Origin of the sequence: uncultured Clostridium sp. (assembly GCF_963515715.1) — a bacterium.
Lineage (GTDB): Bacteria > Bacillota > Clostridia > Clostridiales > Clostridiaceae > Clostridium_AW.
The window spans coordinates 37,309-64,153 of the sequence record NZ_CAUPZS010000023.1 but is presented as its reverse complement, the minus strand read 5'-3'; the positions used below and the strand labels follow the sequence as shown (position 1 = coordinate 64,153).

General features: G+C 31.2%; 24 protein-coding genes. 9 read left to right on the top strand and 15 right to left on the bottom strand.

Going from position 1 to position 26,845, the window contains the following annotated elements:
* Positions 1-507 precede the first annotated feature (507 nt).
* The 3 genes from RYO54_RS14940 to RYO54_RS14930 all read right to left on the bottom strand — a co-directional run bounded on the left by RYO54_RS14940 (position 508) and on the right by RYO54_RS14930 (position 6,076).
* On the bottom strand, positions 508-765 hold the full coding sequence (locus RYO54_RS14940) for a hypothetical protein (RefSeq protein WP_315120434.1): 258 nt from the start codon (positions 763-765) through the stop codon (positions 508-510).
* A gap of 599 nt (positions 766-1,364) precedes the next feature.
* Positions 1,365-4,646, bottom strand: a complete 3,282-nt coding sequence (locus RYO54_RS14935; protein ID WP_315120432.1) for a cell wall-binding repeat-containing protein — start codon at positions 4,644-4,646, stop codon at positions 1,365-1,367.
* Between the two features lie 419 nt (positions 4,647-5,065).
* Positions 5,066-6,076: an acyltransferase gene (locus RYO54_RS14930; RefSeq protein WP_315120430.1), complete on the bottom strand. Its 1,011-nt coding sequence runs from the start codon at positions 6,074-6,076 to the stop codon at positions 5,066-5,068.
* 194 nt (positions 6,077-6,270) lie between these two features.
* Here RYO54_RS14930 and RYO54_RS14925 point away from each other — a divergent pair, with 194 nt between their 5' ends.
* Complete coding sequence (locus RYO54_RS14925) at positions 6,271-6,771, top strand: SEC-C metal-binding domain-containing protein (RefSeq protein WP_315120427.1); 501 nt, start codon at positions 6,271-6,273, stop codon at positions 6,769-6,771.
* 349 nt (positions 6,772-7,120) lie between these two features.
* Here RYO54_RS14925 and RYO54_RS14920 read toward each other — a convergent pair whose 3' ends face one another.
* Positions 7,121-8,017 (bottom strand): polysaccharide deacetylase family protein, encoded by an 897-nt coding sequence (locus tag RYO54_RS14920; protein ID WP_315120424.1) that lies wholly within the window; start codon positions 8,015-8,017, stop codon positions 7,121-7,123.
* A gap of 231 nt (positions 8,018-8,248) precedes the next feature.
* Positions 8,249-8,830, bottom strand: coding sequence for a class I SAM-dependent methyltransferase (locus RYO54_RS14915; RefSeq protein ID WP_315120421.1), 582 nt, complete (start codon positions 8,828-8,830; stop codon positions 8,249-8,251).
* Between the two features lie 390 nt (positions 8,831-9,220).
* On the opposite strand from RYO54_RS14915, the gene RYO54_RS14910 reads away from it, so the two are divergent.
* A complete protein-coding gene (locus RYO54_RS14910) occupies positions 9,221-10,111 on the top strand; it encodes a hypothetical protein (protein ID WP_315120419.1) in 891 nt (296 codons plus the stop codon).
* A gap of 36 nt (positions 10,112-10,147) precedes the next feature.
* On the opposite strand, the gene RYO54_RS14905 is transcribed toward RYO54_RS14910, so the two are convergent.
* Complete coding sequence (locus tag RYO54_RS14905; RefSeq protein WP_315120417.1) at positions 10,148-11,146, bottom strand: patatin-like phospholipase family protein; 999 nt, start codon at positions 11,144-11,146, stop codon at positions 10,148-10,150.
* A 106-nt stretch (positions 11,147-11,252) separates the two neighbouring features.
* Positions 11,253-11,999: a hypothetical protein gene (locus RYO54_RS14900; protein WP_315120416.1), complete on the bottom strand. Its 747-nt coding sequence runs from the start codon at positions 11,997-11,999 to the stop codon at positions 11,253-11,255.
* 242 nt (positions 12,000-12,241) lie between these two features.
* On the opposite strand from RYO54_RS14900, the gene RYO54_RS14895 reads away from it, so the two are divergent.
* From RYO54_RS14895 to RYO54_RS14885, 3 genes are all read left to right on the top strand, one after another.
* Positions 12,242-13,084 carry a carbohydrate-binding protein gene (locus RYO54_RS14895; RefSeq protein ID WP_315120413.1) on the top strand — a complete coding sequence of 281 codons (843 nt, stop codon included), beginning with the start codon at positions 12,242-12,244 and terminating at the stop codon, positions 13,082-13,084.
* 433 nt (positions 13,085-13,517) lie between these two features.
* Entirely contained in the window at positions 13,518-14,150 is a 633-nt protein-coding gene (locus RYO54_RS14890; protein WP_399549573.1) for a VanZ family protein, read from the top strand.
* Positions 14,151-14,421: 271 nt separating this feature from the next.
* The gene (locus RYO54_RS14885) at positions 14,422-15,303 is read left to right on the top strand and encodes an SDR family oxidoreductase (RefSeq protein ID WP_315120439.1); all 882 of its coding nucleotides are present in this window, start codon (positions 14,422-14,424) and stop codon (positions 15,301-15,303) included.
* 37 nt (positions 15,304-15,340) lie between these two features.
* Here the strand turns inward: RYO54_RS14885 and RYO54_RS14880 are convergent, their stop codons facing one another.
* The gene (locus RYO54_RS14880; RefSeq protein WP_315120408.1) at positions 15,341-16,009 is read right to left on the bottom strand and encodes a YoaK family protein; all 669 of its coding nucleotides are present in this window, start codon (positions 16,007-16,009) and stop codon (positions 15,341-15,343) included.
* Positions 16,010-16,379: 370 nt separating this feature from the next.
* Here RYO54_RS14880 and RYO54_RS14875 point away from each other — a divergent pair, with 370 nt between their 5' ends.
* Positions 16,380-17,000, top strand: a complete 621-nt coding sequence (locus tag RYO54_RS14875; RefSeq protein ID WP_315120405.1) for a hypothetical protein — start codon at positions 16,380-16,382, stop codon at positions 16,998-17,000.
* A gap of 199 nt (positions 17,001-17,199) precedes the next feature.
* Here RYO54_RS14875 and RYO54_RS14870 read toward each other — a convergent pair whose 3' ends face one another.
* Positions 17,200-17,685, bottom strand: a complete 486-nt coding sequence (locus RYO54_RS14870) for an iron dependent repressor, metal binding and dimerization domain protein (protein WP_315120403.1) — start codon at positions 17,683-17,685, stop codon at positions 17,200-17,202.
* A 147-nt stretch (positions 17,686-17,832) separates the two neighbouring features.
* Between RYO54_RS14870 and RYO54_RS14865 the strand changes: the two genes are divergently transcribed.
* Positions 17,833-18,075, top strand: a complete 243-nt coding sequence (locus tag RYO54_RS14865) for a FeoA family protein (RefSeq protein WP_315120401.1) — start codon at positions 17,833-17,835, stop codon at positions 18,073-18,075.
* Positions 18,076-18,092: 17 nt separating this feature from the next.
* Positions 18,093-20,204 carry a ferrous iron transport protein B gene (feoB, locus tag RYO54_RS14860; RefSeq protein ID WP_315120399.1) on the top strand — a complete coding sequence of 704 codons (2,112 nt, stop codon included), beginning with the start codon at positions 18,093-18,095 and terminating at the stop codon, positions 20,202-20,204.
* A gap of 145 nt (positions 20,205-20,349) precedes the next feature.
* Here feoB and RYO54_RS14855 read toward each other — a convergent pair whose 3' ends face one another.
* Entirely contained in the window at positions 20,350-21,162 is an 813-nt protein-coding gene (locus RYO54_RS14855; RefSeq protein ID WP_315120396.1) for a PrsW family glutamic-type intramembrane protease, read from the bottom strand.
* Positions 21,163-21,253: 91 nt separating this feature from the next.
* A complete protein-coding gene (locus RYO54_RS14850) occupies positions 21,254-22,624 on the bottom strand; it encodes an MATE family efflux transporter (RefSeq protein WP_315120394.1) in 1,371 nt (456 codons plus the stop codon).
* Positions 22,625-22,957: 333 nt separating this feature from the next.
* Here RYO54_RS14850 and RYO54_RS14845 point away from each other — a divergent pair, with 333 nt between their 5' ends.
* A complete protein-coding gene (locus RYO54_RS14845; RefSeq protein ID WP_315120391.1) occupies positions 22,958-23,698 on the top strand; it encodes an MBL fold metallo-hydrolase in 741 nt (246 codons plus the stop codon).
* Positions 23,699-23,803: 105 nt separating this feature from the next.
* Here RYO54_RS14845 and rpiB read toward each other — a convergent pair whose 3' ends face one another.
* Genes rpiB through alsC form a run of 4 tightly spaced genes read right to left on the bottom strand, consistent with a single transcriptional unit; the run spans position 23,804 to position 26,835 of the window.
* On the bottom strand, positions 23,804-24,244 hold the full coding sequence (rpiB, locus tag RYO54_RS14840; protein ID WP_315120389.1) for a ribose 5-phosphate isomerase B: 441 nt from the start codon (positions 24,242-24,244) through the stop codon (positions 23,804-23,806).
* 1 nt (position 24,245) lies between these two features.
* Positions 24,246-25,166, bottom strand: coding sequence for an allose kinase (alsK, locus tag RYO54_RS14835; RefSeq protein ID WP_315120386.1), 921 nt, complete (start codon positions 25,164-25,166; stop codon positions 24,246-24,248).
* Positions 25,167-25,205: 39 nt separating this feature from the next.
* A complete protein-coding gene (gene alsE, locus RYO54_RS14830) occupies positions 25,206-25,880 on the bottom strand; it encodes a D-allulose 6-phosphate 3-epimerase (protein ID WP_315120383.1) in 675 nt (224 codons plus the stop codon).
* A 1-nt stretch (position 25,881) separates the two neighbouring features.
* Positions 25,882-26,835 carry a D-allose ABC transporter permease gene (gene alsC, locus RYO54_RS14825; RefSeq protein ID WP_315120381.1) on the bottom strand — a complete coding sequence of 318 codons (954 nt, stop codon included), beginning with the start codon at positions 26,833-26,835 and terminating at the stop codon, positions 25,882-25,884.
* Positions 26,836-26,845: the final 10 nt, after the last annotated feature.

Below are 26,845 nucleotides of genomic sequence, written 5' to 3'. Positions count from 1 at the left end.
CCGCTTAGGTCAATTTTTATTATTTTCACTGTCTACTTGACAGGGTGCAGTTCAGACCGAAGGGAGTTTGTCAGCATTAGGAATCTTTATAAAATAAATTTTAGAAGTTCTTATTGTAGCGAATCAGCATAAGAAGCATTACGTAGCATTTTTTATTTGTTGCACCTCTAAATTGGTTTCTCATTTGTAAATATCTGCAAGGATAATTTAATTTCACAAATAGATTCACAGATAGTAGATTCAGTGGAAATTTCTTCAAGGGGATTTCTTTATTATCTAAAAATCTAAAAAACTAGACATCTAAATATCTAGTTTTTTAGATTATCTCTCACGTATTTATAACTATCACCTAAAGTTTATATTAACATTAACAGTATCACACTCAATCCTTATTGCTGCACATCTGCCAGAACTACCAGGTACTGCATCTGTTGTCTTCTTCAAATTCGTCTATGGATATAATATCTTTTTTAATTTCTTTCATTATATTCATCCTACTTTTCAAAGTTAAGCACGGTTCACATTTAAATTTATCTTATTTGCACGGATTATAGCCTTTCCGCAACTGCCATCTTTATCCTTAACTGTTAGTGTTATCTCATTTTTATTATCCTTTTCTCTAAATTGATCTTTATCTATAAATTTAACATTTTTAGTAAATATGCAATGACGAGGTTGGCACAATGAGCTTATTAACGCTATTATTATAATCCATATTATCGCAATCCATATTATTATAAAAAAGCACCATAAGAAAAAGAACATATATAAAACACCAACCCTTATTTAAATTTTCCCATATATAATATTATTATATAAAAAACATTTCAAAGTGCTACAGATTTATTCATCGAAAAGTGCTTTTTTCACTACATATCTTATTTTTTGAATAATTATGGAAAATTGGTTGCTGGATTGTATGTTTTTGTAAGGGTAATTACAATATCTAAAAGGAGAACTAAATATATAGTGGCGACGCTCCGGACTAAATGGCTTTACCACTGCCTTATGGTCTACAAATGTATTTTCAGATATGAATTTCTACAAAGATAATTTAATCTTACAAACAGAGAGCTAAGTACGTAGTGAGGCCGCTTGGGAAAAGTCGCTATTTTATTATATACTTAGATCTTTTGTATTTTGCAAATAAGTTTAGTAGATTTTTAGATGATAGATCAATAGATAATAGATGTGGTGGAAATCCCACTAAAGGGACTTTTTTCATTCTAAAATTAAAAAGAGATAGTCTTTTTTAAGACTATCTCTCTTATTTGAATTATTCATTCATTTTAGTGTCTCCTGATAAAACTTCGGCTAGTACTTGACATCACTACAAATGAGCCATGTGACCGAGTTTCTCCAGATTACTTTCCTTCTTCTTCTGTAGTTTCTGGAACCTCTGGAACTTCTGGAACTTCTGGAGCTGGAGTTTCTGCTATTGTTGCTGTTTTTACTCCAATTTCTGTTTCATCATATTTTTCAACAGTGTTTCCAGCTATATCTTTTATGAATCTTGGAGAAGTTAATGATATCTTCATAACATCAGTTCTTAAATTAGTCTTAAATGTGATAACTAACTTCTTACCAGTTGTATCAATAGTATAATCATCTTTTGTTAATAATGTTCCTTTGCTATTTACTAGACGTATGTCTGTGTATGCAAGTTCTTTATCAGCATCAGCTATATTAACATCTTCGTTAAATATTATTGAAACTTGATTATCTGCTTCTGATTTTATTTCATCTACAGTAGCTTTAATCTCATCCTTAACTTTTTCTTTTCCTGAAGCTATTACATTATCAATAACTTTTTCGTTTGGTGAAGTAGTTCTAGGATTTTGTGATATTGATAATTCAACTTCTTTATCCCCTTCATACTTAGCATTTTCTTTTAATTTCTTCGCATCTGCTATAGTAAGAACAATAACTTTATCATCATCGGATTTTAACTCAGCGTTTACAACATCTAATGTAGAACCACCAGCTTTTAATGTAAAGTCTCCTCTTGTAACCGTATTAGAAGCAATTCTGCCATCAAATGTAACTTCTACTTTATTTTTTTCTATAGCTACTACTTTTTCTACCTTTGCACTTGTTGCAGCTGCTACATTAAATTTCTGTGTTAACTTGTCAAGGCTATTTCCTGCTAAATCTTTTACTAATCTAACATCAATAGATTTAACTTTCTTACCTGATTCTTCTGTTGGGAATGTAATTATCGCTGACTTACCATCTGCAGTTACATTCATACTAGTTCCATCAGGAAGTTGCTTCCATTTAGCATTTTGTAAGTCAGTATCTTCTGAGTAGAAGTAATTCTTTGTCTCAAGTATTGATCCATCTCCACTTGTAGCCATCTTTTCATCAAAGTTAACTACTATAGTACGATCGTTTGATCTCTCAACAGAAAGTACGTTTGGTTCAACTTTATCTTCTACAACAAACTTCTTATTGTATGGTAACATAGCATTTTTAAGAGTTGTGTCATCAGTTACCCCTGAAATTTCTATAGTATATTCTTTTCCAGCTTCAAGTTCAGTAGCTAATGTTATTTTGATTTCTTTATCTTTATTAAGTGTAGCTGTTTTATATTTATTTACTTCTTTTCCATCATTGTTTTTAATTACATAGTTTTCAGATTTTTTAACTGAATCTAAATCTAATGACTTATTAAACTTAACAGTTATTGTTTTTCTGTCATCAGATTTAACTTCAACATTAACTACATCTGGTCTAGATTGATCCACTGTTGGTATAACTTGAATTTTAGCGTCTTTATCTATTTCATTTCCAGAATAGTCTTTTACTCCTGTTACATATAAATCTGTAGCATAAAGTAATTTGTCATTTTCACCAAATATTATTTCCCAAGTATCTCCTGAAACTTCTTTAACTTCTTTTGGATACTTTTTACTTGTTCCTTGTTTCCAGTAAATATTTGATGATAAAACTGTTGATGGATCTACTATTTCACTAAATTTAATTACTACTTTTTCAAATGTAGCACTTTCAATTGAAGTAATTGTTGGAGCAACTGTATCTTCTACTACAGCAAATGTTATATCTTTACCTATTGAACCTAATTCTGAGTAGTCTTTAACTCCTTTAACATTTATCTTATGATCTCCATTTGATAATGCTGAGTGTAGTTTTATTGTAATTGCTCTATCATCTTTTGACATATCAAGGTATCCAGCTACAGGTTTTTCGTCAACAGTGAAGCATGAAGTATTTGTATCAGGTTTAACAGGTTCATTAAATGTTACTCTTATAGTTCTATTACCTAATGCTTCAACTTTTTCAACATATGGTAGTGTTGAATCCACTGGTTCGAATTTATGATCCTCTACTTTTAATACTCTAGTTCCATCAGCTTCTCTTATATTATTAAATGATAATTTATATTCTTTTTGATTATCAAGTTTTTGTCCACGTTCAAATACTAATCTTGCAGTCATACCATCATCTAATAATTTAACTGAATCTATTTCTGGAATAGTAGCGCCTTCTCTTTTTATTGTGTAGTTATCTTTATCAGTAGCAGTTATTTTATCTACTGGTCTACTGAATTTAACTTCAACTTCATGTAAATTTTCAGCTTTTACTGATTCTAATTTGAATTCAGTAACAGCTGGGTTAACCATATCCTTGATTGAGCTTTCGATAGCTGAATCTAAGGATCCAGTTCCACCTACTAAGTAAATCTTAGTGTTGTCTTTGTGGTTTGCTTTTATATAGTCTTTAGCAGCACTTGTTGAAGCGTCGGAATTCTTGCTTCCACTTAGTACTACTGGAGCTCCTACTTTAGCAGCTGCAGCTGATGCAACTAATGCGTCTGCGAACTGAGTTGGAGTTGCTCCACCAAATGCCATGTATATGCTATCTAACTTTAAGTCATCTTTGAATTTCTTTAATACTTCTAAGTTAGTTGCGAATCTGTCTTTTCCTTCAGCAACTCTTGTTCCTTTTACGGAATCAACAACTGAAGTTGGTAATACACCTGCTCCACCTACTGCTGAAACTGTTAAACCTTCAGCAACGTTTTTAACTACTGATGGAACTTCGTTTTTGTTTCCGAATAATACTGGTGCTCCCTTTGAAGCAGCTATTGAAGCTACTGATAAAGCATCAGCGTATCCATCTTGTCCATTAACTAAGAAAGCTTCTTTCTTTCCTGTTAATTCTAAAACTTTTTTAGCAACACCAGCGTTAGTTTCATATCTTGAAGCTCCGCCGATTCTTTCTACTGTATAAGTTTCTGCTAATTTGTTAGCTAAAGCTTTTGTTACAACACCTTCTCCACCAACAATAACTACTTTTTTAGCTTTTAAGCTGCTTAAAGTATTTAATAAATCAGCAGATGGCACGTCTACTTTATTAGTTAAAAGAATTGGTGCATTTAATGCTTTTGCAAGTGGAGTAGCACTTACTGCGTCTCCGTATCCGTATCCGTTAACTAATACTACTGTTTCAGCTCCATCAGCGAATGCCTTCTTAGCAACGCTTATAGCAGTTTCCTCTCTGCCTGCTCCTTCTAGTCTTTCAACACTTGCTGCTGCACTTACTGGTACTGCAGTTAATGTTGATGTAAGTATTAAGCTCATAACTGTTGCACTTGCTAGTGCCTTGTGGCTTTTCTTACTCATATTATGATAACCTCCTCATTTAAGTGAAATTAAAAAATTGTTTTTTATTTTATTTATATATTTAAATTAATATATAACGCATTTATACAAATGGCGGTAATTCACCATTTTAGACTTAATGGTAATTATATCATAAAAAATCTTCATTTTCTAGGTTTATTAAAAATTTTTCACAATTTAACTTTATTTTATCTTTATATCCATGTTTCTTTATATAAACCCACAACTTATTATCATTACTAACATTATATCTTATTAGTAATATTAACCTCGCTTACTATTATACAACAACCTTTTTGATTTTGCTACACCTTTTTCCTTAGAAAATGTAACCATATACCCCATTTATTATTTACATATCCTATATATACTTTATCGATTACTTATTCTACATAACATTCTGAATTCCTTCTATAATTTTAATCTTTTTTCTTTTTATTTAAAATCATAGAATATATAGCTTTTGTTCCACTATTTATTAGTATAGGAAGAATGGTACATAGTATTATTGAAGATAAAATAAATTCTATGCTTCCTATGTGGATTTTATAGTATTTAAAAACCTTCATATAATAATAGATTACTAATGGATGAGAAAAATATATGTCGAATGAATTTATTGATATACTTTTAAGTATATTAATCCCTAGCCTCTCTTTATAATCTCTACTTAATATATAGGCTGTAAATACTATTGAATAAATTATTACAGAAGGTCTTATAAAAGTAGTAGCATAATCTAAGCTCTTGCCATGAGCTATGCTATTAAAACTTTCCCATAGAAGTCCAGTTATGCATAGTAATAATATGCCTGCTATAAAGGTTTTATTCCTTTTAAATTTTTCAATGCTAGGTTTTATATTCCCACTAAAATATATTCCTAAAGAAAAATAAAATAACCAAAATATTATATTTCTTTTAGAATAAAAATCTAAAGTTAAATCAGGAATATTATAATAATGGGCAGTAGTTATAATTCCTCCAGATATTATCAATGATAGAACTACACCCCATATTTTTTGGCTCACTATATATAATACGGGAAAGATTAAGTAAAGTTCTATAATCATTGGCAAAAAATAAAGATGATAAAAAATTTTATCTCCTTTTAAAAATAAATTGGGCCATTGACTATAATTGAAATTTTTATTTATTAAGGTTAAATATATAATCCCCCATAATATATAAGGAGGGATTACTTTAAATACTCTTTTTTTATAAAAGTTCAATATGCTTTTTTCTTTTCTATAGCTCAAACCTAACCCTATTCCTGAAAATATAACAAACACTGGCACTGAAAACCTAGATAATTGATTTAGTACTATGAATATTTTATAATTAGAGCTTCCAATATCACTTGAGGATATGGCAAAGGCAGAGATATGTATCATAATTACTGCTAAAGTAGCATAAGCTTTTCCGATGTCCATTTCTACTATATGTTTCTTTTCTATATTAATCGCCTCCTTCTAAATTTTTCTTGTATTTCCCATTATATCATATATTGATTTTTTTTTATATTATGATAAACTTATTCTATAGTCGCATTTATTAAGTTGAAAATCCACATAATATTGTATATAATAAAACGTGGAACTACACTTAAGTAAAAGGAGAATTACATATGAGCTTATACAATGAGTGGAAAGAGTTAGTTGTATTTTTCGTTCAAACTAGAGGAGAAGAAGATTTCTGGAGCGAATTGAATGCAGTACAAGAAAAAATAATACCAATAATATTAAAAAATTATAAAACTATCATGAGGGGAGCCCTCAAAAACCTAGCTAAGAAATTTGATGTTTCTGAAATATCCTTCGTAGGATTTTTAGATGGAATCAACTCTTCATTAAAGAAACCTGTGAATCTTGAGAACATAACAGAGAATTCTAGAATTAGTTTAGATATAGATTTCGAAAAACTCTACATTGCTTTATTAGAAGCTGGTGTAGATAATTTGTACAACCTACCAGAATGGAACTTGATTTTCGGAAAGGATAAGCTAACTGATTTGAAGGTTACTTATTCTGAAGACAAAACCATTACTGTTCCTAAAATAGGCAGAAATGAACTATGTCCTTGTGGTAGTGAAAAGAAGTATAAAAATTGTTGTGGTAACAACATCTAATTTTTGTATTTCTTCTCCTTTTTTAATAAAAAATGATAGCCCCAAAAACATCAAAAGACGAAGAAATTCGTCTTTTGATGTTTTTTTAACTTCTTCTATAAAATAAATAGATTTTTCATTTATGTTTTACAGATGTATTTTTAAATTTATATTGAGGTAAATTGTTTTCACAATTATAGGTTACTACAAAAATAACCTATCTTAACTCCTTTATACTTTATAGTTATATATTCAAAGCTAAATTGTAACACATCGCTATCTAAAACAAAGAGCTAAGCACTTAGTGAAGTTCCTATTTCACCAAATGCTTAGCTCTTTTACGTTTTACAAATATATTTTCAAATTTATACTATTCAAGAGTCCCAAACTCATATCCACTATCTCTAAGATAATCTATTATTTCTTGCAATGCTTGTACTGTTGTTTGTTTTGCTGGAGCATCGTGCATTAATACATATAATTTTTTCTGTCCTAATGTTGTTTCTTTTAGCCTAGCTACTAGTTTTTCTTTTGGCACATTTTGAGCTTCCGCATCTCCATTTAAAGCATTCCAATCCACTGAATGATATCCCGCGTCTTTTACAGCATTTATAAAATCATGTTTTCCAAAGGATCCTCCTGGAAATCTTATTACCTTTGAATTATATTCTCCTAATATCCCTCTTATGGTTTCCTCGTTCTTTTTAATATCGGCTAAAAAGTTTGATGTACTTGCATATAATTGTTTATAATTATGACTATAACTATGATTTGCTATAGCATGTCCTTCGTCTCTAGCCCTTTTTAATACATCTGGATTTTCTTCTGCCATATATCCTAATACAAAGAAGGTAGCTTTTACATTATTTTCTTTAAGTATATCTAGTATCTGCGGAGTTATTTTAGCGCTTGGACCATCGTCAAAGGTTAAATAAGCTATTTTTTTATCTTCAGGAATATTTTCTTTCTTCTCTGTATCTACTCCACCATCAGTTTTTTTATCTTCCTCATTCTTTACGTCGTCCTTAGTAGGATCTTCCTTAGTTTTATCTGACTCGTCTTTATTCGATTCATCCTTATTTATATCATCTTCCTTATCTGTTAAAGATGTATTTCCATCTTTTACACCTAAGGCAGTAGCTGAATTCTTGTAACTAAAGACCTTAATTCCCGTCCATGCCGAAATTGAAAATAACATTACTAAAAATGTTAAAACTCCTATTCTCTTTAAAGCTCTACTTTTTCTTTTTCTTCTTTTTCTGCCCATACTTCTCTCCCCCTCTAAGTCAGTGGAAAATTAAAAGTTAAGAATTAAAAAACGCCTAAAAACTTCCCGTAAAGTTTCTACATTTGCTTTAATCCTCTACTCTTTACACTTAACTTGCATCATGTTTAAAAATTATTTCAAAATAATTATTCTATATTATTATTCTAGCATTAAAGTACTCTTAATTTGTAACAATTTGCTTACATTTTCTTAAGTTAAATATAATTTAAATTATGTACAACATCCTCTTTTTTCAATACAAATAAGCTCTGGAGGACTATTCACTTGATTTATAAAGGATAGTTTTAAAACATTATATTCCTTTTGATTTAAAGAGGAAATAAAATCCAAAACTTCCCCTCTCTCCTTCTCTCCGCCTTCATGTCCGTAATATATGACTAAAATAACAACACCGTTCCTCTGTAAAATATCAAGAGATTTTTTTATTCCTTCTATCGTGGTATCTCCCTTCGTTGTAAGTTTATGATCCGCTCCTGGAAGATATCCTAAATTGAATATAACTAACTTAACCTTTTCTTTTACATATTTATCTATGTTTTGGTGCCCATCTAAGATTAGCTCCACATTTTTTATATCTATATTAATATCATTTAATTTCCTTCTTGTATTTTCTAGGGCAATTTCTTGTATGTCAAAAGAATAAATCCTTCCTTCTTCCCCTACAAGTTCTCTTAAAAAAATAGTATCATTACCATTACCCATGGTGGCATCTATCGCCCTATCCCCTCTACTTAACTTTAATTTGCAAATTTCCTTTGCTAAATTAGTTGAATTAGTAAAAAAGTTTTTCAAATAACTCACCCGCTTCTATAATTGTTGATATCATCTAAAAATTTAATCCTTACTAAATTATACTACATTCTTTGGGAATTAGCTTACAATTATAATAATTCCATTTATTACATGCATTTATTTATTGTTTAAAACTTAAAAATCCTATGTAATGTGCCCTATGCAAGTGAATTAGCATAAGAATCATTTCATAGTGTTTTTTATTTGTTAAAACCATATAGCTAACAAAAAACATATATAAAAATATAAGATTAAATAATAACTTTAAATTCCACACATTGGAATAAATTCCTGCAAACTTACTGTTACTATTTTTAAAATTGTAGTAAAATATAAAAGGAATTAAAAGTAATTTTATTGAAAAAACTTCAAATAAAGAGGGTGCATATTTTGATTAAGTATGAAATTCCGTTTAACTTTGATTTAGGATTATTAGATTTTCTTCAAGAGACTATAGATAGGGACTGGATTGAATTTATATTTCTTCCTCCTTTTAAAGGTGATTGTTCCAATGCAAGAAGTCATACTGATGGAGTTCAAAAATCTTGGGGAGTTTATAAGGAACCTAGTACTAGAGAGGAATATGATTTCTATATAAAAGAGATTCAAAATAGAGGATTTAATCCAGGAGTGCTTTTTCAAAAGGAAGGGGGACTTCCAATAGATGTAGTAAAACATTATATAAATCTTAATATAAATACCTTTGTGGTAAATTCTGATAAGTTAGCTTCCACATTAAAAAAGATCGATTCTAAATATAAGGTGATAGCTTCCATCACTAAAACCTTAAGTGCTAAAGATTTATGGGAAAAAGACCTTAGTATGTACGATAAGCTAGTACTTCATTTCCCTTTTAATAGAGCGCTATTGAGATTAAAAGAACTTCCACCTTATTATAAATATAGTATATTAGTAAACTCCTATTGTCTATACAATTGCGCTGTAGCAAAAGAACATTGGAATAGTACCAAAGAAAACTCTCAATCTATAAAATGTTTTAAAGGTGATAGAAAGGAAGATCTTATCTATATACCTCCAGAGTATACAAAGCTTTTCCAACCTTACGTAGAGAGTTTTAAAATTCAAGGTAGAGAGTATCCTACCAGCATACTGCAAGAGGAAATATACTGCTATTATAAAAATTTGCACAATCCTATGGCAGGAGCAATCTACAATAGACTCACCCCTTTTAATGCAGATGAATATTTTAACAAAGGAAAGGATTTAGAGTTTGTGAAATATACTCCTAATAATCTTCCTAATATGCCTACTAGTGCTTAAAAATTGCGAAGCAATTAAAGTTGCTTCGCAATTTTTCTAAATCTGAGTAAGCTTCAACCTCTTTCTCAACTGCACATAGGCAGCATAGTTGTGTTCCCAGCCGTCTAGAAATTCCATTGCGCAATTTTCACCAGAATAATAGAGTTCTTGTATTTTCTCCTCTGATATTTTAAAGTCAGTGGCTTTCACGCCTAATGTATTTATATCTATTATCCTCAAATTATCCATTTTCGTTGTTTCCAAGTTTATATCATTTTTTAAAATCGTCTCAACTAAGGCAGTAAAGTAATTAAAAATATTAGTTATTTTATGATTTTTCCCCGCCTTTTCAAAGTCTAAAAGCCTAAAGCCTATGGTTGGCCATTCTGGCTCACCTTCTGTGTCAAATAACCATACAGGAAAGTTGCTCATTACTCCTCCGTCCACTATATAGTACTTTTCCCTGTAGTCTTTAAGCACTACAGGTTCAAAATATATAGGGATAGATATGCTCATCCTTACAGCTAAACTTACATCTAGTTCATCTGGTTCTATCCCATAGTATTCAATATCCTCTGGTAGAATTAATATTCTTCCCCTTGTTACGTCAGTGGCTATTATATGAAGTTTATATTTTCTTTTATACTTAGGATTATTTAAAAGTATTCCTTCTTCTCCGTCTATTACTAAATCCTTGAACTTTACTGATTTTCTTTCTCCTAATTTGTTCTTCATTTTTGCATAGAATTTCTCTTCTAGCCATTCTCTTATATAATCCCCTTTATATAGACCCTTGTAAAAAACTAAGTTCATGATTGATCCTAATCTTCTATCCATTATTTTTCTATAATCTAATTCTTCCATCAATGCTTTTATCTCTTCTGCTTTATATCCTACAGAGAGGAGTGCAGCTATAATAGCCCCTGCTGAAGTGCCTGCTATGTTTCTCCAGTTATAACCATTGTCTTCCATAACCTTTATGGCTCCACAAAAGGCTATCCCTTTAACTCCCCCACCTTCGAATACAGCATCCGCAAGCCTCTTTCTTTTATTCATAAAATTCCCCTTCATATTGCTAATTAATATAGTACTAATATATGGAGGATGAAATTTTTTTGTACTAATTTAATAGGTTTTTCCTATTTAATATACTTATCCTATCTTAATAGACTTCCGTTTCTTCCACTTCTTCAAGTTCTAAATACTCCATGTGGCAAAGGTTGATTCTAAACATAACAAAAAATGCATTAATATTAACTATTATAAAAGAAACAATTAAATTAATTGTTAAATTATCATTGTAGAATTTTTGAACTATATACCCTATAACGGAACTTACTATTATTATTCCTAATAGGCTAAAATAATATTTTTTACCTACTTTTTTTCCCTCTTTCAAAGCCTGTTCTGGTGACACATCATGGTATACCAAATATTCACTGCACGGCTCATATATTATCATATAAGCTACCATTATTATTAATAACACTGGAGTTAGCACCACTAAAGGTCCCATAAGTGCAATAAGTCCTATACCCATTGTTAGACCAATTACCATAGCAGCTATTAATAAAGCTAATAATATATATCTAAAATAATATTTTGAAGCTTCCTTTACAGACTCACCAATGTTTATTTCTTCATCTCTGAAAACCTTTTTAGAGATGACACTCATAGAACAATATATTAACGGGCCTAATACTATAGAAATTATGAATAATATTAAACCTGCTTTGTTTATTCCTTCGAAAAAGTTTCCTTTATTAAATACAGTATTATATTTATTAACAATTTGTCCTTCTCCTCCAGCCATTATATCTGCCGCTGCGCTAATGGCGTAGTTTACTAATATGAATGGTAACATAAATAAATAGTTGTCTTTGAATTTTTTTAATACATTTCTAAACATACCTATCCCTCCTCTTTAATAATATACTGCTTTATGTCAGAGTTATGTTCCATTTATTTATTTTCAACATAAAGCTCTTTACTTTTATTTTCTATATTTTAATTTTATATCCTTTTTTATAAAATATTTTATATTATAATTGTTTATCCAAATTCTTTTACCTATTAGCTTAAGATATCATTCCTAGTAACATATTTATTTTTATTGAATATTATGTAAGTAGTAATATTTGGAGGATAATTATGGACTTTTTCTTTGATCAAGATTTATATAGAAGATGGTCCCCATGGCGAACTCTTCCCGGCAGAATAACTTCGGCTTTAGGGGTATCTTCTTGGGCAGCAAATAGGTTAGATATATTTGCTAGAGGAACTAGAAATGAATTAATCCACAGTTGGTGGGATGGCTCTAGGTGGAGCACTTGGGAAGATCTTGGGGGAGTTTTAACCTCCGCTCCAAGCGCTGTTTCTTGGGGGCCTAATAGAATTGATGTAGTGGGAAGAGGCACTGATAACGCTATGTACCACAAATGGTGGGATGGTTCACGTTGGAGTGATTGGGAAAGCCTTGGTGGTACCCTTACTTCCTCTCCAAGTATATGTTCTTGGGCTTCTAATAGACTTGATTGCTTTGTAAGAGGGACAGATAATCAACTATATCACAAATGGTGGGATGGCTCACGTTGGAGTGATTGGGAAGCCTTAGGTGGAAGCTTAACTTCAGCTCCTGGCGCTGTTTCTTGGGGACCTAATAGAATTGACGTTTTTGCTAGAGGAAGAAACAATAACTTATTCCATAAGTGGTGGGATGGTTCACGTTGGAGCGATTGGGAAAACCTCGGCGGTACCTTAACTTCTGCACCTTGTGCTTCATCAAGAAGACCAAATCAAATAGACGTTTTTGCTAGAGGTATCTTTAATAATTTAATGCATAGGGAATGGGATGGACGTAGATGGAGTAACTGGACAAATCTTGGAGGATTTTTAACCTCTGCTCCTGCTTCTGTATCCTGGAACCAAAACAGAATTGATGTCTTTGCTAGAGGAAGGAATAATTCTGTAATACAAAGATCTTTTACACCTTAGAATAATTGAAAGTGAAAAATTAAAAGTGAAGAATGAAGAGTATTTGTTGGAATTTTATTAAAATTCCCTTAAACTTAGAAAGCCTTGGAAACAAGGCTTTTCTCTATTATAAGTAGTTTATTTTGCTACAGCTATAACCACTAAAGAGAAGTTAGAAATTAATTAGATAAAAAAATAATTAAAGCCCTTTAGCTCTTTATAATAATCTATAGAATTCTACAGAATTCTCTCCTTTACTCCTCATTCTTTACTCTTCATTCTTCACTCTTAATTTTCTTTAATTATTAAAATTTAGAAAGTATTAAGATTTTATTTACTTATTCTTAAATTTTTGTTGATATTATAATCATGTCAATAATTAAATTTTGATTCAACAAGGGGGATTATTGTGTCACTATTTCAGTATTTATATGTCTATATTCGTATATGTATTATGTATGTTGCTCATACTGATTATTTACTTAACATTATTCGTATATCTATTTTATGTATTGTATTTCAAAAAGGATTTTATTTAAGGGCTAAGAAGAAGGAAGGAGGAGTTTCCCGCAAGCATTTTCTATGGGTATTTATTTTTTTATTGTATCTGGCAGCTGTTTATGGCGTAACAGGTATAGGAACAATTTGGGATGTGCAAAGGTTTGTTACCGCATCTACATCTAAATTTAATCGAATTTATTTAGTTCCATTCTCTAGTTCTCCTGAGTCAATGATGCCGTATGTTTTGAATATTATAATGACGATACCATTAGGATTCTTGTTACCATTGATTTGGAAACAATTTCGAACAATTAAAAAGGTTGCCTTGTCGGGCTTTTTGTTATCCTTATGTATTGAATTAAGTCAATTGTTCACTCAAAGTCGAACCACAACGACAGATGATTTAATTATGAACACCCTAGGAGCTATTATCGGATATTTTATCTTTAAAGCATTCTTTCACATCATCTTGAAAAAAAACAGCAACGAAAAAGATGAAATAACATCATCTTCAGTTGTCATCAAACACGAAGCAATCTTTTATTTAGTATTATCATTTTTGGGGATGTTTTTATTTGCTATTTAGGGCTTTTCGCCATCAATAATGCTTGACAAAAAATATAGTCAATATATTATAAATGACAGATTACAATCGAATGGGAGTAGGACATCTAGTCTTAGGAACTTGGTATTATCAATGTTTCCAAGGCTTTTTCTTTGCTTGTAATACCAAGTTGATAGCAGTTTGGAAATAAAGATAGTTTTTAGTAAGGCATTTCTCAATTAAAATAAGTGAATCATAAATAAAAAAATACAAATACTATTATATGAAAATATTTAGAGAGGATGATTACATAATGAGTAAAGAATTAGACTTTATAAACAGCTTTCCAAAATCTGTTCCAGCACAACATCAAACAAAACATCCGGGATTAGAGTCCACCATGAACCCTAAACCTATATTTCAAAATCCTAACTATAAACCATCAGGTAAGCTTAAAGATAAGGTAGCTCTGATTACTGGCGGAGATAGTGGAATAGGGAGAGCTGTTGCAGTTGCATATGCCCAGGAGGGAGCCAAAATTTCCATAGTATATTATGATGAGCATGAAGATGCGGAAGAAACAAAGAAAGCTATTGAAAGTGTTGGAGGGGAATGTTTATTAATTCCTGGTGATATAACGGATTCTAATTTTTGTAATGATGCTATAAACAACACTATAAATAAATTTAACTCAATAGATATATTAGTTAATAACGCCGCAGTTCAATATATTCAAACAGATTTAGCAAATATTACAGACCAGCAGTTGGAAAAAACCTTCAAAACTAATATATTCAGTATGTTTTATATGGTAAGAGCTTCTCTTCCTCATCTTAAGGCTGGAGCTTCAATCATTAATACAGCATCCATAACTGCCTATAAAGGGAATGAACAACTTATAGATTATTCTTCTAGTAAAGGTGCTATAGTAACATTTACTAGATCTTTAGCTCTATCCCTTACACCTAAGGGCATTAGAGTAAACGCAGTAGCCCCTGGACCTATTTGGACACCACTGATACCTTCATCTTTTAACGAAACTGATGTATCTACATTCGGAAGCACTACAACCATGGGAAGGCCAGGGCAACCTGTGGAACTTGCAGGAGCATATGTATTTTTAGCTTCTCCTGACGCTTCTTATATATCTGGGGAAATAATACATGTGAACGGTGGGGAAATAATTAATGCGTAATGCCTTTGGCATTACGCATAGTTTTTTAACGTATTCTTCATATTTTATCTTCTAGTAAGGGTATATCTACAGTCATTTTCTGAACAATACCAGTAGAAATAATTATAATAGCTGGAATTATAAGTGTCAGTGCTCTATTTATATGATTCTGTGTTATTGACTTTCCTATGACCTTAAATCCAATAAATGAACCTATCGGAAAACCTATCCACCTTAGTAACCAAAATATAATGCCGTTCCAGTTGCCAGAAGATAAATATACTCCAATATCAGTAGCTGGACCAGTTAAATGAGTTGTGCGGTTAATCGGTGTCAAACTTGTGGCTGCATTTTGTCCTCCCATAGCCATAGGTATTGCTATCTCTACGAAGTGCACCTCTCCTTCATATGTACAAAACGCTGCAATCATTAAAAGCACTCCTGAAAAAGTCAAACCACCTATTAGTCCCCATTTTCTAGTGATTTTAGCTGATATAGTCGCACCAACAATAAATATTATCACTATAATTATTATAAACGAGAATCCTCTCATATCGCCTTTTGCTATTCGCTCACCTAGTTCAGCAGCACGACCAGTCATAAATGAAACTCTTTCATTTGCAAAAATTTGTAAACCAACTGTATCAATCCATCCTGCCATCACAACTAGTATGAATCCTACTATATTAACTGGCGTTAATATTTTAATCCTTGAATTATCCTTCACTGCCACTTCCCCTTTCAAATTTAGAAAATATTTTTTATTATATAAAATCACTGATCTGAGCCTCTTTTAGCAAAATCTAAAATCCCGATTTCAATAATATTTCCGTAGTATGTATAATAAACCTATTTTAACTACATAATGTTAGTGAGTCCATATTTTACAGTAATACTTTTTGCACTTCCTTGTCAAGGAAAACTGCAGCAAAACTCCTTTTTCACTTTAAACTTAAAATGGGATTTTATTTTAATAAAATCCCATTTTTTCATCTAAAAATTAAATATTAACTTTTTTGTATTATTCTATTAATTAAATGTTCATTACTCTATATTATTATATATTAAAAGAAATATAGCGAGGAAAGATATTTATTATGAAAAAATTTTTAGCCAACTTAGATAATTTACTAATTTTTATAATTAGAATTTTATTTCTAATTAATGCAGTGAATAATCTTATGATTAAGGACTACTATTATTTTCTTATGGCCATAGCAGGTATGGCTTTAACTTTTATTCCTTATATGTATACTAAGATATTTAAAAGAAAGGAAAACAGGACATTAAGCTTTTCAATAGTACTATTTATTTTTTTATCCATCTATCTAGGTACTTTAAATAATTTTTATAAGTTTACTTGGTGGGATACAATGCTTCATTTGGTTTCAGGAACAATACTCGGTTTCTTAGCTATAGTATTTATGAATAATTTAAATAACAGTGCAGTTGTAAAATCCTTAAATCCAAAATTCATTTTTTTGTATATCCTTTCTTTTGTGGCATTATGCGGAGTACTTTGGGAAGTATATGAATTTACTGCTGATATTATTTTAGGAATGGATATGCAGGGAGTTTTGCTAACTGGAGTAACAGATACTATGGAAGATTTAATTGCAGATTTAATAGGTGGTTTAATTCCAGCTATATACGGGGCCTTATCTTTTAATAAAAATAATAGAATTGATGAGAAAAACTCTTCAATTGATAATCTTTAGCGAATTAACTTGTGTAGATGAAGAAATCTATTCACCTACACACCTTTAAATATCTGAAAATATATTTGTAAACCATAAAAGGACTGAGGTCTATAGTGGGAGGAGCGCCTTTTTCTGAAGCGACGTCACTATGTACCTCAGTTTCCTTTTTCGGATACCCAATTGTCTTTGTAAAAATTCACAGGTGAGAAACTCCTTTTCACTCCAAATTTTTAATAGATTCTTTATATTCATGAAAGCCTTTCTCAACATCTGGATTATCTCTAAAAAAGTTATTTAACACCTCTATTTTACTCAGGGCATCTTTACTTATATTATGTTCCATTAGTTCAATATTAAATAAAACATCCTTTTCTAATCCTACCATTCTAAAAAATTCCTCAATTATATTATGTCTATCTAAAAGAAATTTCCCCATTTTCTCCCCTTTTTCAGTTAAAAATACAGCTCCATATTTTACATAGTTTATAAATCCTAATCTAGTAAGCTTTTGCACCATTTTAGTTGCGGAGGGAGGTTGTACATTTAAAGCATGGGCTAAAATATTTATTCTAACACCCCCATCCTTTAAACTTATTCTATATATCATTTCTAAATAATCTTCCATGCTATGTGTTAAAGTCTTTTTCTCTTTTTCAATTATCTCATATCCTCTCACCGTATGGAAATTCTTATAGTCCCCCATTTTTTATTCCCCCTTTTTAAATAGAATCAACAACTCTAAATTTTTCAATTAATCTAAGTATATGTGTAACAAATTTAATTAATTATTAATATATTACCAGTATGGAAATAAAATCTTTCACACCACTAACTTTTTGGAGGTAAAAATATGGAGCAAAATATAATGCCCTTAAATCATATCCCTTTAGGTAGTTTTGCCAGAGTAAAGGATTTAACTTCTGAAGGAAATGCAAAAAGAAGAATGTTGGATTTAGGATTAATAGTTGGCACTAAGGTGGAATCTTTAAGACAAAGTCCCTCAGGGGACCCCATCGCCTACGAAATAAGAGGTGCTGTAATTGCTCTTCGTTCTGAAGAAGCATCAAAAATATTAGTAGAAGTCATTCATTAATTTCAGGAGGTATTGTAATGGGACTTACAAGTCAGTCCACGGGATTATTTTTAATGAAAGAAATGCTAGACATTAATATTGATCCCGAAAAAGATATTGTAATCGCTCTTGCTGGTAATCCAAATACCGGCAAGAGTACTCTTTTTAATAGTTTAACTGGAATGAAACAACATACTGGAAACTGGACAGGAAAAACCGTTGCAACTGCCCACGGCAGCTACGAATACAAAGATAAAAATTTTATTTTAGTAGACTTGCCTGGAACCTACTCTTTGCTATCTAATTCTGCGGAAGAAGAAATTGCACGAGATTTTATTTGCTTTGGAAATCCTAATGCTACTATAGTAATAGCCGACGCTACTTGCCTTGAGAGAAATTTAAACTTACTTCTTCAAATATTAGAAATGACGGATAAGGTAGTTCTATGTGTAAACCTAATTGATGAGGCTAATAGGAAGAAAATAAACATAAATTTAAAGGAATTATCAAACATTCTTGGCATACCTGTTATTGGCACTAGTGCTCGCAGCGGAGATGGTATCGATGAACTAATGGAAGCAGTTTACAAAGTATCTATGGGAGAAATTATCACCAATCCTTTAAAAGTAAAATATAATTCTTTTGTTGAAGATACGATAGAAAAATTAAATCCAAGACTCAAAGAATTATGCGAAGACAAACTAGATAGTAGATGGCTTGCATTAAAATTAATAGATGGAGAGGACTTTATATTAAAATCCATAGACAAGTATTTAGGTTTCGATCTATCTGTAGATGAATCTTTAACATCTCTTATAAAAAAAGATGAAAATAGCTCCTATGAAATAGCTTCTAGCATAGTAAAAGAAAGCGAAGATATCGCAAATAAAGTAGTTCATTTCGAAAAAGATGACTACAACCACATAGATAGAAAAATAGATGATATATTAACTTCCAAAACTTTTGGTATTCCTATAATGATTCTAATGCTAGCTTTAATATTCTGGATTACTATAAAGGGTGCTAATTACCCTTCTCAATTGCTGTCTAATATGTTCTTCTCTTTAGAAGATAAATTGACTCAATTGTTTTTATCTAATGGGTGGTCTGAAAAATTACATGGCATGTTAGTACTAGGAGTATATAGAACCTTAGCCTGGGTTATATCTGTAATGCTACCTCCTATGGCAATATTTTTTCCATTGTTCACTCTTCTTGAGGATTTAGGATATTTACCTAGGGTGGCCTTTAATTTAGATAATTTCTTTAAAAAAGCTTGTGCCCATGGCAAACAAGCCCTGACCATGTGTATGGGTTTCGGATGCAATGCTGCTGGAGTTATTGGATGTAGAATTATAGATTCACCTAGAGAGAGGCTAATCGCTATTATTACCAACTTTTTTGTCCCCTGTAACGGACGTTTTCCCACTTTAATTGCCGTAACTACTATTTTTATCGCTGGTGCTTCAAATAGTTCTTTTCAATCTTTGATCGCTACATTGACAATAACAGGAGTTATAGTGCTTGGAGTTATAATTACCCTTTTAATGTCTAAGTTCTTATCTAAAACAATATTAAAAGGTGTTCCTTCTTCCTTCACTTTAGAATTACCTCCTTATAGAAAACCTCAAGTAGGAAAAATATTAATTAGATCTATTTTCGATAGAACTATTTTTGTCTTAGGTAGAGCTGTAGCAATAGCTGCCCCTGCTGGTTTAATTATATGGATTATGGCAAATATTAAAGCTGGTAACATGACACTTTTAGATCATAGCGCAAATTTTTTAAATCCATTTGCTCAACTTATTGGTATGGATGGATACATTCTAATGGCATTTATATTGGGATTTCCCGCCAATGAAATAGTTATGCCAATCCTTATAATGAGCTACATGTCAACTGGGGCAATGATTGAGCTAGATAACCTTAATGCTTTGAGAGAACTATTGGTATCAAATGGCTGGACCTGGCTTACAGCTATAAATGTAATGCTCTTTTGTTTAATGCATTTCCCTTGTGGCACTACCTTATTAACTATAAAAAAAGAAACTCAAAGTTGGAAATGGACTGCTATATCCTTCATTCTTCCTACTGCTCTAGGGATACTCACTTGCTTTACTGTAACACAAGTGGTTAGACTGTTTATTTAATTGAAAATTGATAATGGATAATGGAAAGTTATCGAATGGTATCTTTATAAAAAAGTTTATCAAAATTAAGGGATTTTGCCTCCGCAAAATCCCTTCCATAATTCTCAAATTTCAATTCTCAACTCTCACAACTCTCAATTGCCAACTATCTGCTATATAAACTTTCATTAGCCCTACTCCATTGCTTCATTAATACAATTATTCCAATGGCTCCGATTATTACCTCAGAAATTAAAACCGCTGAGTTGAAAGAAAATATTGCAGAAATTACTGTTGGTACTGCATTCCATAATCCATGAAGTAATACGACTACTATATATGCATTTATAATTTTTCTATTTATCTTGAAAGTCCCTTCAGTATTCTCTCTAGCAAAAACTCCTGTCAATATAGCAGTCCATGTCCCATGACCTAAAGGAGATAATATTCCTCTTAGCAAGGTCACATAAACTGTAAGAGACAGGCTTCCTCTACTTCTTAAGAAGGTAGTAAATGCATATCCTGTGCTCTCGAGAGCTGCAAATCCCATGCCTGCAGCAGCTCCCAATATTATTCCGTCTATATGTAGCCTATGTCTTTTACGTCTGTATATAAATAGCACTCCTATAAACTTAGTAAACTCTTCAATTATTCCAACTACTAAGGCGGTTTTAAAGCTTAAAGTAGTAATAAAAATAGGCTCTAATATAGCGGCTGCAAAGGTTCCTAAAAAACCACCATAAAAAAAGCTGGCAACAACATCGGTCATATTTACATTGCTAAATCGTCTCCTCTCATAGAAAAAAGAAACATAAGTAACAGGAATAAGAAAGTTTCCTACCATAACTACCGCAGGAAATATTACTATATTTCCTGTTAAAATTAATACTATAATACCTAATATATAAGTAGCTAACCCTATGATTAATAATTTGTGCCATCTATACCTTGTCTTTCTCACTTTAATAAGATCTTCCATGGTTAATCCTCATTTCTAAATAAAATAATAAATAGCTGGTATTATTTATTATCTATAATACCAGCTAATTTATTCTACAATTCAATTAAAATTACATATCACAAACCACATTATTAACCCATTTATTTGATAAAAGTCTAGTCAATCCTAAAATACATTTAACTACTTCTTCTGCAGTAAGTAGAGCAACAACCCAGTAAACAGGTAATTTAAATACAAATGCTCCAAGGAATGATAATGGTACTCCTATAAACCACATTGTGGCTCCTTCCGCTATTAGAGCAAAGTTTGCATCTCCACCACCTCTAAGTATTCCTACTATGAGTATAATATTAAATACTTTTATTACCATTACCAGCGCAGTTATATATAAAATCATTCTAGCATCGTGGGCCACATCTGGAGATACATTAAATAACTTTAATATATATGGCGCTGATATTGCTAAAATAGCTCCTAAAGCTATACCTGAAATACACCCTAAAACAGAGAATTTTTTTGCATATTCCATTCCTACTTCTTCTTGGCCAGCACCTATTTTGTTGCCTATCATAACCGTAGAAGCATTTGCCATACCAATACTTATAACCATGAATAAATTTTGAACCGTGCTGCAAATTTGTACTGCAGCTATTGCTTCTGTTCCTATTCTTCCATATACTGCAGCATATACTATAGTTGCAAGTCCCCAGCAAGCTTCATTTAATACAACAGGTATTACTGTTTTAAAGATTCTTCCTACAAAATCTTTTGTTATATCTGACATATCACTTAATTTTATACCTAAAACACTTCTAGTTTTATACACATAAAAAACCATTATTAGCATTTCTATAACCCTTGAAATAACCGTTGCTATTGCTGCCCCAGTAACTCCCATGGCTGGTAAACCTAACTTACCAAAAATAAATATATAATTTAATATTCCGTTACTAAAGAGAGCTACTATACTTACAAACATAGGCACAGAAGATTGTCCAATACAACGTAAGGAAAAAGCAAAACATAAAGTAATAGACGTTAATATATAACTTGTAGCAATTATTCTTAAGTACTCAGCTCCTAATTGTATTACTTTAGTATCCTTATTAAAAAAGCTAATTATTTGTCTTGGAAAAACAAAAGCTAATATTCCTAATACAATTGAAATTATAATGCCGGTGAACAGAGCTATTCCAACCATTTTCTTTATATTTTTAGTGTCTTCTTTTCCCCAAAACTGTGATATGAATATGCCACATCCACTATATGTTCCTATCATTAATAAATTAAATAATAAAAAATACTGATTAGCTATTCCTACCGCTGCTATTGCCGTTTCTCCTAATCTTCCAACCATAACGGTATCTAACATATTTATAAATGAGTTTATAAAATTTTGTATAATTATGGGTAAAGCAATTGTTCCAAGGGTACTGTAAAATTCCTTATCCCCAAATAATGAACTCTTAGTTTTCTCCATGCCTCGTCTCCCTCACTTTTTATTATTCATATATAAATAACCACTCTGAAGTTTGATTTCAGAGTGGTTGGCTTCTACACTACCATATTTTTTAGATTTTTACATGATTAAATAGTAAATTTCTTAATTCATAGATCAATATTTTTACTTTTTAAAATTATTGATCTATATGTCATGTATTAGTTCAGAAAATATGGGTTTTCTCATTAAATTTAAAATAAATTATATATACAGTAAAATTATACTATAGATGATATTTTATTTCAACCAAATACTCTAGTATAATGTTATACTAGATATATTAAATATTTTTACAAGGTGGTAGCATGATTTATGGATAAATATAGAGCTAAAATAAATTATTTGTATCATGATGGATTTTCAGTCCAAACTGAGAATCATCTTTTAATATTTGACTATTATAAAGATTCATCTATTGGAGAAGTAAGAAATTTAGATAATGGAGTTGTAGGAGAAGAAGATTTAAAAATTAAAGATAATGTTTTAGTTTTTTCCTCCCATGGTCATAAAGATCACTTCAACCCTGTTATTTTGGATTGGGTTAAATATAATCCAAATATAAACTACGTGCTAAGTAGCGATATTACCCTTCCGGACTACAAAAAAAACTACAACATATTATGGTCTAATAAAGAGCTTCAGCTAGGGGATGTACTAATAAAAACCTTTGAGTCAACGGACATAGGTGTATGTTATCTAGTAGAAGTTGATGGCTTAAGTATTTTTCACTCTGGAGATTTTAACTGGTGGCATTGGAAAGATGATCCCATGGAAGATAACCTAGAAATGGAATTAGCTTTTAAAAAAGAAATGAGGAAAATTGCTGAACATGATGTGGATATAGCTTTCTTTCCTACAGACCCTAGACTTGATGAATTTTTTTATGTAGGAGGAGAATATTTCATCGATAAGGTTAAACCTAAACTTTTTATACCTATGCATTTTTGGGCTAAATCCTCTATTACAAAGAAGTTCAAAGATAAAGTGCAAAGAGATTTTTGTGAAGTTGTAGAAATTAAAAACAGAGGACAGGTTATAGAATTTCTTAAATAAAGAAACTTGAACAAATAAAATAAAAGCTAAACTGCTTTAATTTATCTTTTGGGGGTACGGGGTATTATGGGGTAATAAGCAGTTTAGCTTTATAAGCAATTATAATTATCTCTTGTTTTCTATATCACTAATCATGTTTACTCTTTTTAGGTGTCTTCCACCTTCAAATTTAGCTTCTAACCAGCTGTCTAATATCATTTTAGCTAAGTCGATACCTACAACTCTTGAACCCATAGCTAATATATTAGTGTCGTTATGCTCTCTAGATAGTTTAGCGGTATAGCAGTCACTACATACTACTGCTCTTATACCTTTTACTTTGTTTGCTGCTAGAGAGATACCTACTCCTGTTCCACATATCAAAATGCCTTTTTCGCATTCTCCACTGGCTACAGCTCTTCCAACTAGCTCACCATATATAGGGTAATCTGTTCTCTCTTCGCTAAAGCATCCATAATCCTTATAAGGGATTCCTTTTTCTTCTAAGTATTTTTCTATTTCTTTTTTAAATGCATAAGCTGCATGGTCACTACCTATAGCTATCATTTTAAATCCCTCTTTCCTCTATTTCTAACGATTCAAAAGCATTAAATGCTCCTCCTAAAACTCCTGCCTCTTGACTTTGAGATGAATATATATATTCTAAATTGTCTGCAGGAAATGGTTTCCTCGAGTGCTTATAAATATACTCTTCCAATAAATCTTTAGGAAACCCATCCATATTTATTACTCCACCGCCGATTATTATATTATCAGGGTCAAAAATATTTATTTCTGTAGCAATAGGTATGGATAAACAATTAATAAAATCAACTATTACCTTTTCATCTCTATGCTTGATGAAAATATCTTTTATTTCTGTATCTTTAAAATAAATACTTCTAATTTCATTTAGTCTTTTTCCTGAGGCATAGCTTTCTATACAACCGTGATTGCCACAGCCACAAAGCTTGTCACTGTTCAATACAGGAATATGTCCTAACTCTCCTGCAGTACCATTTTTCCCATCTAGAAATTTACCATTAATAGATATGGAATTTCCAAAGCCTGTTCCTATATAGAAGCCTAGGGTAACACCTTCTTTTTCTATGCCCTTGCTCACCATGTCCCACTTTAAAAGACAGTTAACATCTCTATTTAAGAAAGTGGGTACTTTTAGTTCTTTTTCTAAATAATCTACTATATTTACATTGTTAAAACCTTTTAAGTTAGGTGTGGAGTATATAGTTTTCTTATCTTTACTGATGGTAGATGGAAATCCAATGCTAATTCCTTTAAGTTCACCTTTTAAATTTCTATTTATATAGTCTGATAGATATTCTTTTAAATTTACTAAGGAATCGTCATTTCCTATTAATTTTTGACTGCTTTCAATTGCATAGTTATATATTTTTCCTTCTTCATCTACTAAACCAATTCTAAAATTTGTTCCTCCGATATCTATACCAATTACAAATTTTTTCTCCATAGCAACCACCCTTTATAATATTTTCTTCAAAATCCTCTACTAAAAGGAATGGCCTTCAAAATCCACTAACATCTTCTCCCAAGCTTTTTCTAAGTCTTCATCCTTATTGAATAAACCTGATGAACCTACTATAAATACTTCCCCACCAGCTTCTTTTAGACGTTCAAAGGTTTTTACGTTGCAGGAACCATCTATTTCAATCAAATATTTATATCCATTTGACTCTTTAAGTTCCTTTAATTCCTTAATTTTTTCTAGCATTTCTGGTATGAAAGGTTGTCCCGCAAAACCAGGATCCACAGTCATTACAGTTATTTTATCTAATTTATCAATATAGTATTTTATTTCATCTACTGGTGTTGCTGGATTTAATACAATTCCAACCTTTAATCCATGATTTTTTATTTTATTTATAATTCTAAAAGCATCTTTATTTATTGTTTCTGCATGTGGAGAGATGTAATCAACTCCTGCATCTTTCAATGCATCGATAAAATCATCTGGATTCTCTACCATTAAATGAGCATCTATTGGTAAAGTTGTCACCGGTTTTATCTGTTCGATAAAGAATGGAGACAAGGTAATATTTTTAACATAATGTCCATCCATTATATCCACATGGAAAAAATCTGCTCTATCATTTAAAATTTTTATTTGCTCTTCTAGCTTAAGTAAATTCATACACATAAGCGAAGGTGAAAATTTGTATTTCATTTTAATTCCTACCCTTCTTTGTACTAAATAATTTATCTAATGTAACAGCTCCTATTATTAACGCTCCCATTACTATCTGTTGATAATATGTTGCTACGTTTAAAATATTAAGACCATTATTTATAACTCCTATAATTAATCCACCCATTACTACTCCAAATATTTTTCCTTTTCCTCCAAAGAAGCTTGTACCTCCTATAATTGCTGATGCAATTGCAAAAGTTTCAAATCCTACTCCTGCTAGAGGTTCTGCCGCTCCAAGTCTTGCAGTCATAACTACTCCTGCAATTCCTGCGCAAACGCCTGATATGATAAATACTATTAGAGTGTGAAGTTTAATATTGATTCCTGAGAACCATGCTGATTGACTGTTTCCACCTAAAGCATAAATATTTCTACCAAGTTTTGTTTTTCCTGTTATAAATGTGAGTATTAGAGCTACTGCTATTGCTATTATTACTGGAACTGGTATTTTCCATAGCCACCCTGCAACTCCTGATGTAAATGCCTTAGGGAATCCAAATACTGGTCTTGCATTTGAAATAATAAGGGTTAGTCCTCTATAAATAGATTGAGTTCCCAAGGTTATAATAAAAGGATGTAGGCCAGTAGAATTTACTAAAGTTCCATTAATAGCACCAAGTAATGCTCCTACAAATATTCCTCCTATAAGTATAGCTATTACTACAGGCACTCCACTAACCATCATCTTTGCAGTTATCATACCTGTTAAAGCTATTATTGAGCCTACTGAAAGGTCTATCCCTGCTATTAATATTGCAAAGAATTCTCCACAAGCTATTAATATTGTAATAGAACTTTGAAGCACAACTTGTACAAGGTTGTTAGGAGTAAAAAAATATTCAGGAGATAATATTCCTAACAAAGCTACTATTATTATGAGTATTCCTAGTGTTCCGTACTTCTGCCATATTGAACTAAAGTCTTTTTTCATTTTTACTACT

Coding starts and splice junctions, on each gene's coding strand:
- RYO54_RS14875 (WP_315120405.1), top strand. CDS start 16,380: ATGAAAAAATTTTTAGCCAACTTAGATAATTTACTAATTTTTATAATT.
- RYO54_RS14905 (WP_315120417.1), bottom strand. CDS start 11,146: ATGAATAAAAGAAAGAGGCTTGCGGATGCTGTATTCGAAGGTGGGGGA.
- RYO54_RS14890 (WP_399549573.1), top strand. CDS start 13,518: ATGTATGTTGCTCATACTGATTATTTACTTAACATTATTCGTATATCT.
- RYO54_RS14855 (WP_315120396.1), bottom strand. CDS start 21,162: ATGGAAGATCTTATTAAAGTGAGAAAGACAAGGTATAGATGGCACAAA.
- RYO54_RS14900 (WP_315120416.1), bottom strand. CDS start 11,999: ATGTTTAGAAATGTATTAAAAAAATTCAAAGACAACTATTTATTTATG.
- alsK (WP_315120386.1), bottom strand. CDS start 25,166: ATGGAGAAAAAATTTGTAATTGGTATAGATATCGGAGGAACAAATTTT.
- RYO54_RS14895 (WP_315120413.1), top strand. CDS start 12,242: ATGGACTTTTTCTTTGATCAAGATTTATATAGAAGATGGTCCCCATGG.
- RYO54_RS14940 (WP_315120434.1), bottom strand. CDS start 765: ATGTTCTTTTTCTTATGGTGCTTTTTTATAATAATATGGATTGCGATA.
- RYO54_RS14885 (WP_315120439.1), top strand. CDS start 14,422: ATGAGTAAAGAATTAGACTTTATAAACAGCTTTCCAAAATCTGTTCCA.
- RYO54_RS14925 (WP_315120427.1), top strand. CDS start 6,271: ATGAGCTTATACAATGAGTGGAAAGAGTTAGTTGTATTTTTCGTTCAA.
- RYO54_RS14845 (WP_315120391.1), top strand. CDS start 22,958: ATGGATAAATATAGAGCTAAAATAAATTATTTGTATCATGATGGATTT.
- feoB (WP_315120399.1), top strand. CDS start 18,093: ATGGGACTTACAAGTCAGTCCACGGGATTATTTTTAATGAAAGAAATG.
- RYO54_RS14935 (WP_315120432.1), bottom strand. CDS start 4,646: ATGAGTAAGAAAAGCCACAAGGCACTAGCAAGTGCAACAGTTATGAGC.
- RYO54_RS14930 (WP_315120430.1), bottom strand. CDS start 6,076: ATGGACATCGGAAAAGCTTATGCTACTTTAGCAGTAATTATGATACAT.
- rpiB (WP_315120389.1), bottom strand. CDS start 24,244: ATGATAGCTATAGGTAGTGACCATGCAGCTTATGCATTTAAAAAAGAA.
- RYO54_RS14870 (WP_315120403.1), bottom strand. CDS start 17,685: ATGGGGGACTATAAGAATTTCCATACGGTGAGAGGATATGAGATAATT.
- alsC (WP_315120381.1), bottom strand. CDS start 26,835: ATGAAAAAAGACTTTAGTTCAATATGGCAGAAGTACGGAACACTAGGA.
- RYO54_RS14865 (WP_315120401.1), top strand. CDS start 17,833: ATGGAGCAAAATATAATGCCCTTAAATCATATCCCTTTAGGTAGTTTT.
- alsE (WP_315120383.1), bottom strand. CDS start 25,880: ATGAAATACAAATTTTCACCTTCGCTTATGTGTATGAATTTACTTAAG.
- RYO54_RS14850 (WP_315120394.1), bottom strand. CDS start 22,624: ATGGAGAAAACTAAGAGTTCATTATTTGGGGATAAGGAATTTTACAGT.
- RYO54_RS14920 (WP_315120424.1), bottom strand. CDS start 8,017: ATGGGCAGAAAAAGAAGAAAAAGAAAAAGTAGAGCTTTAAAGAGAATA.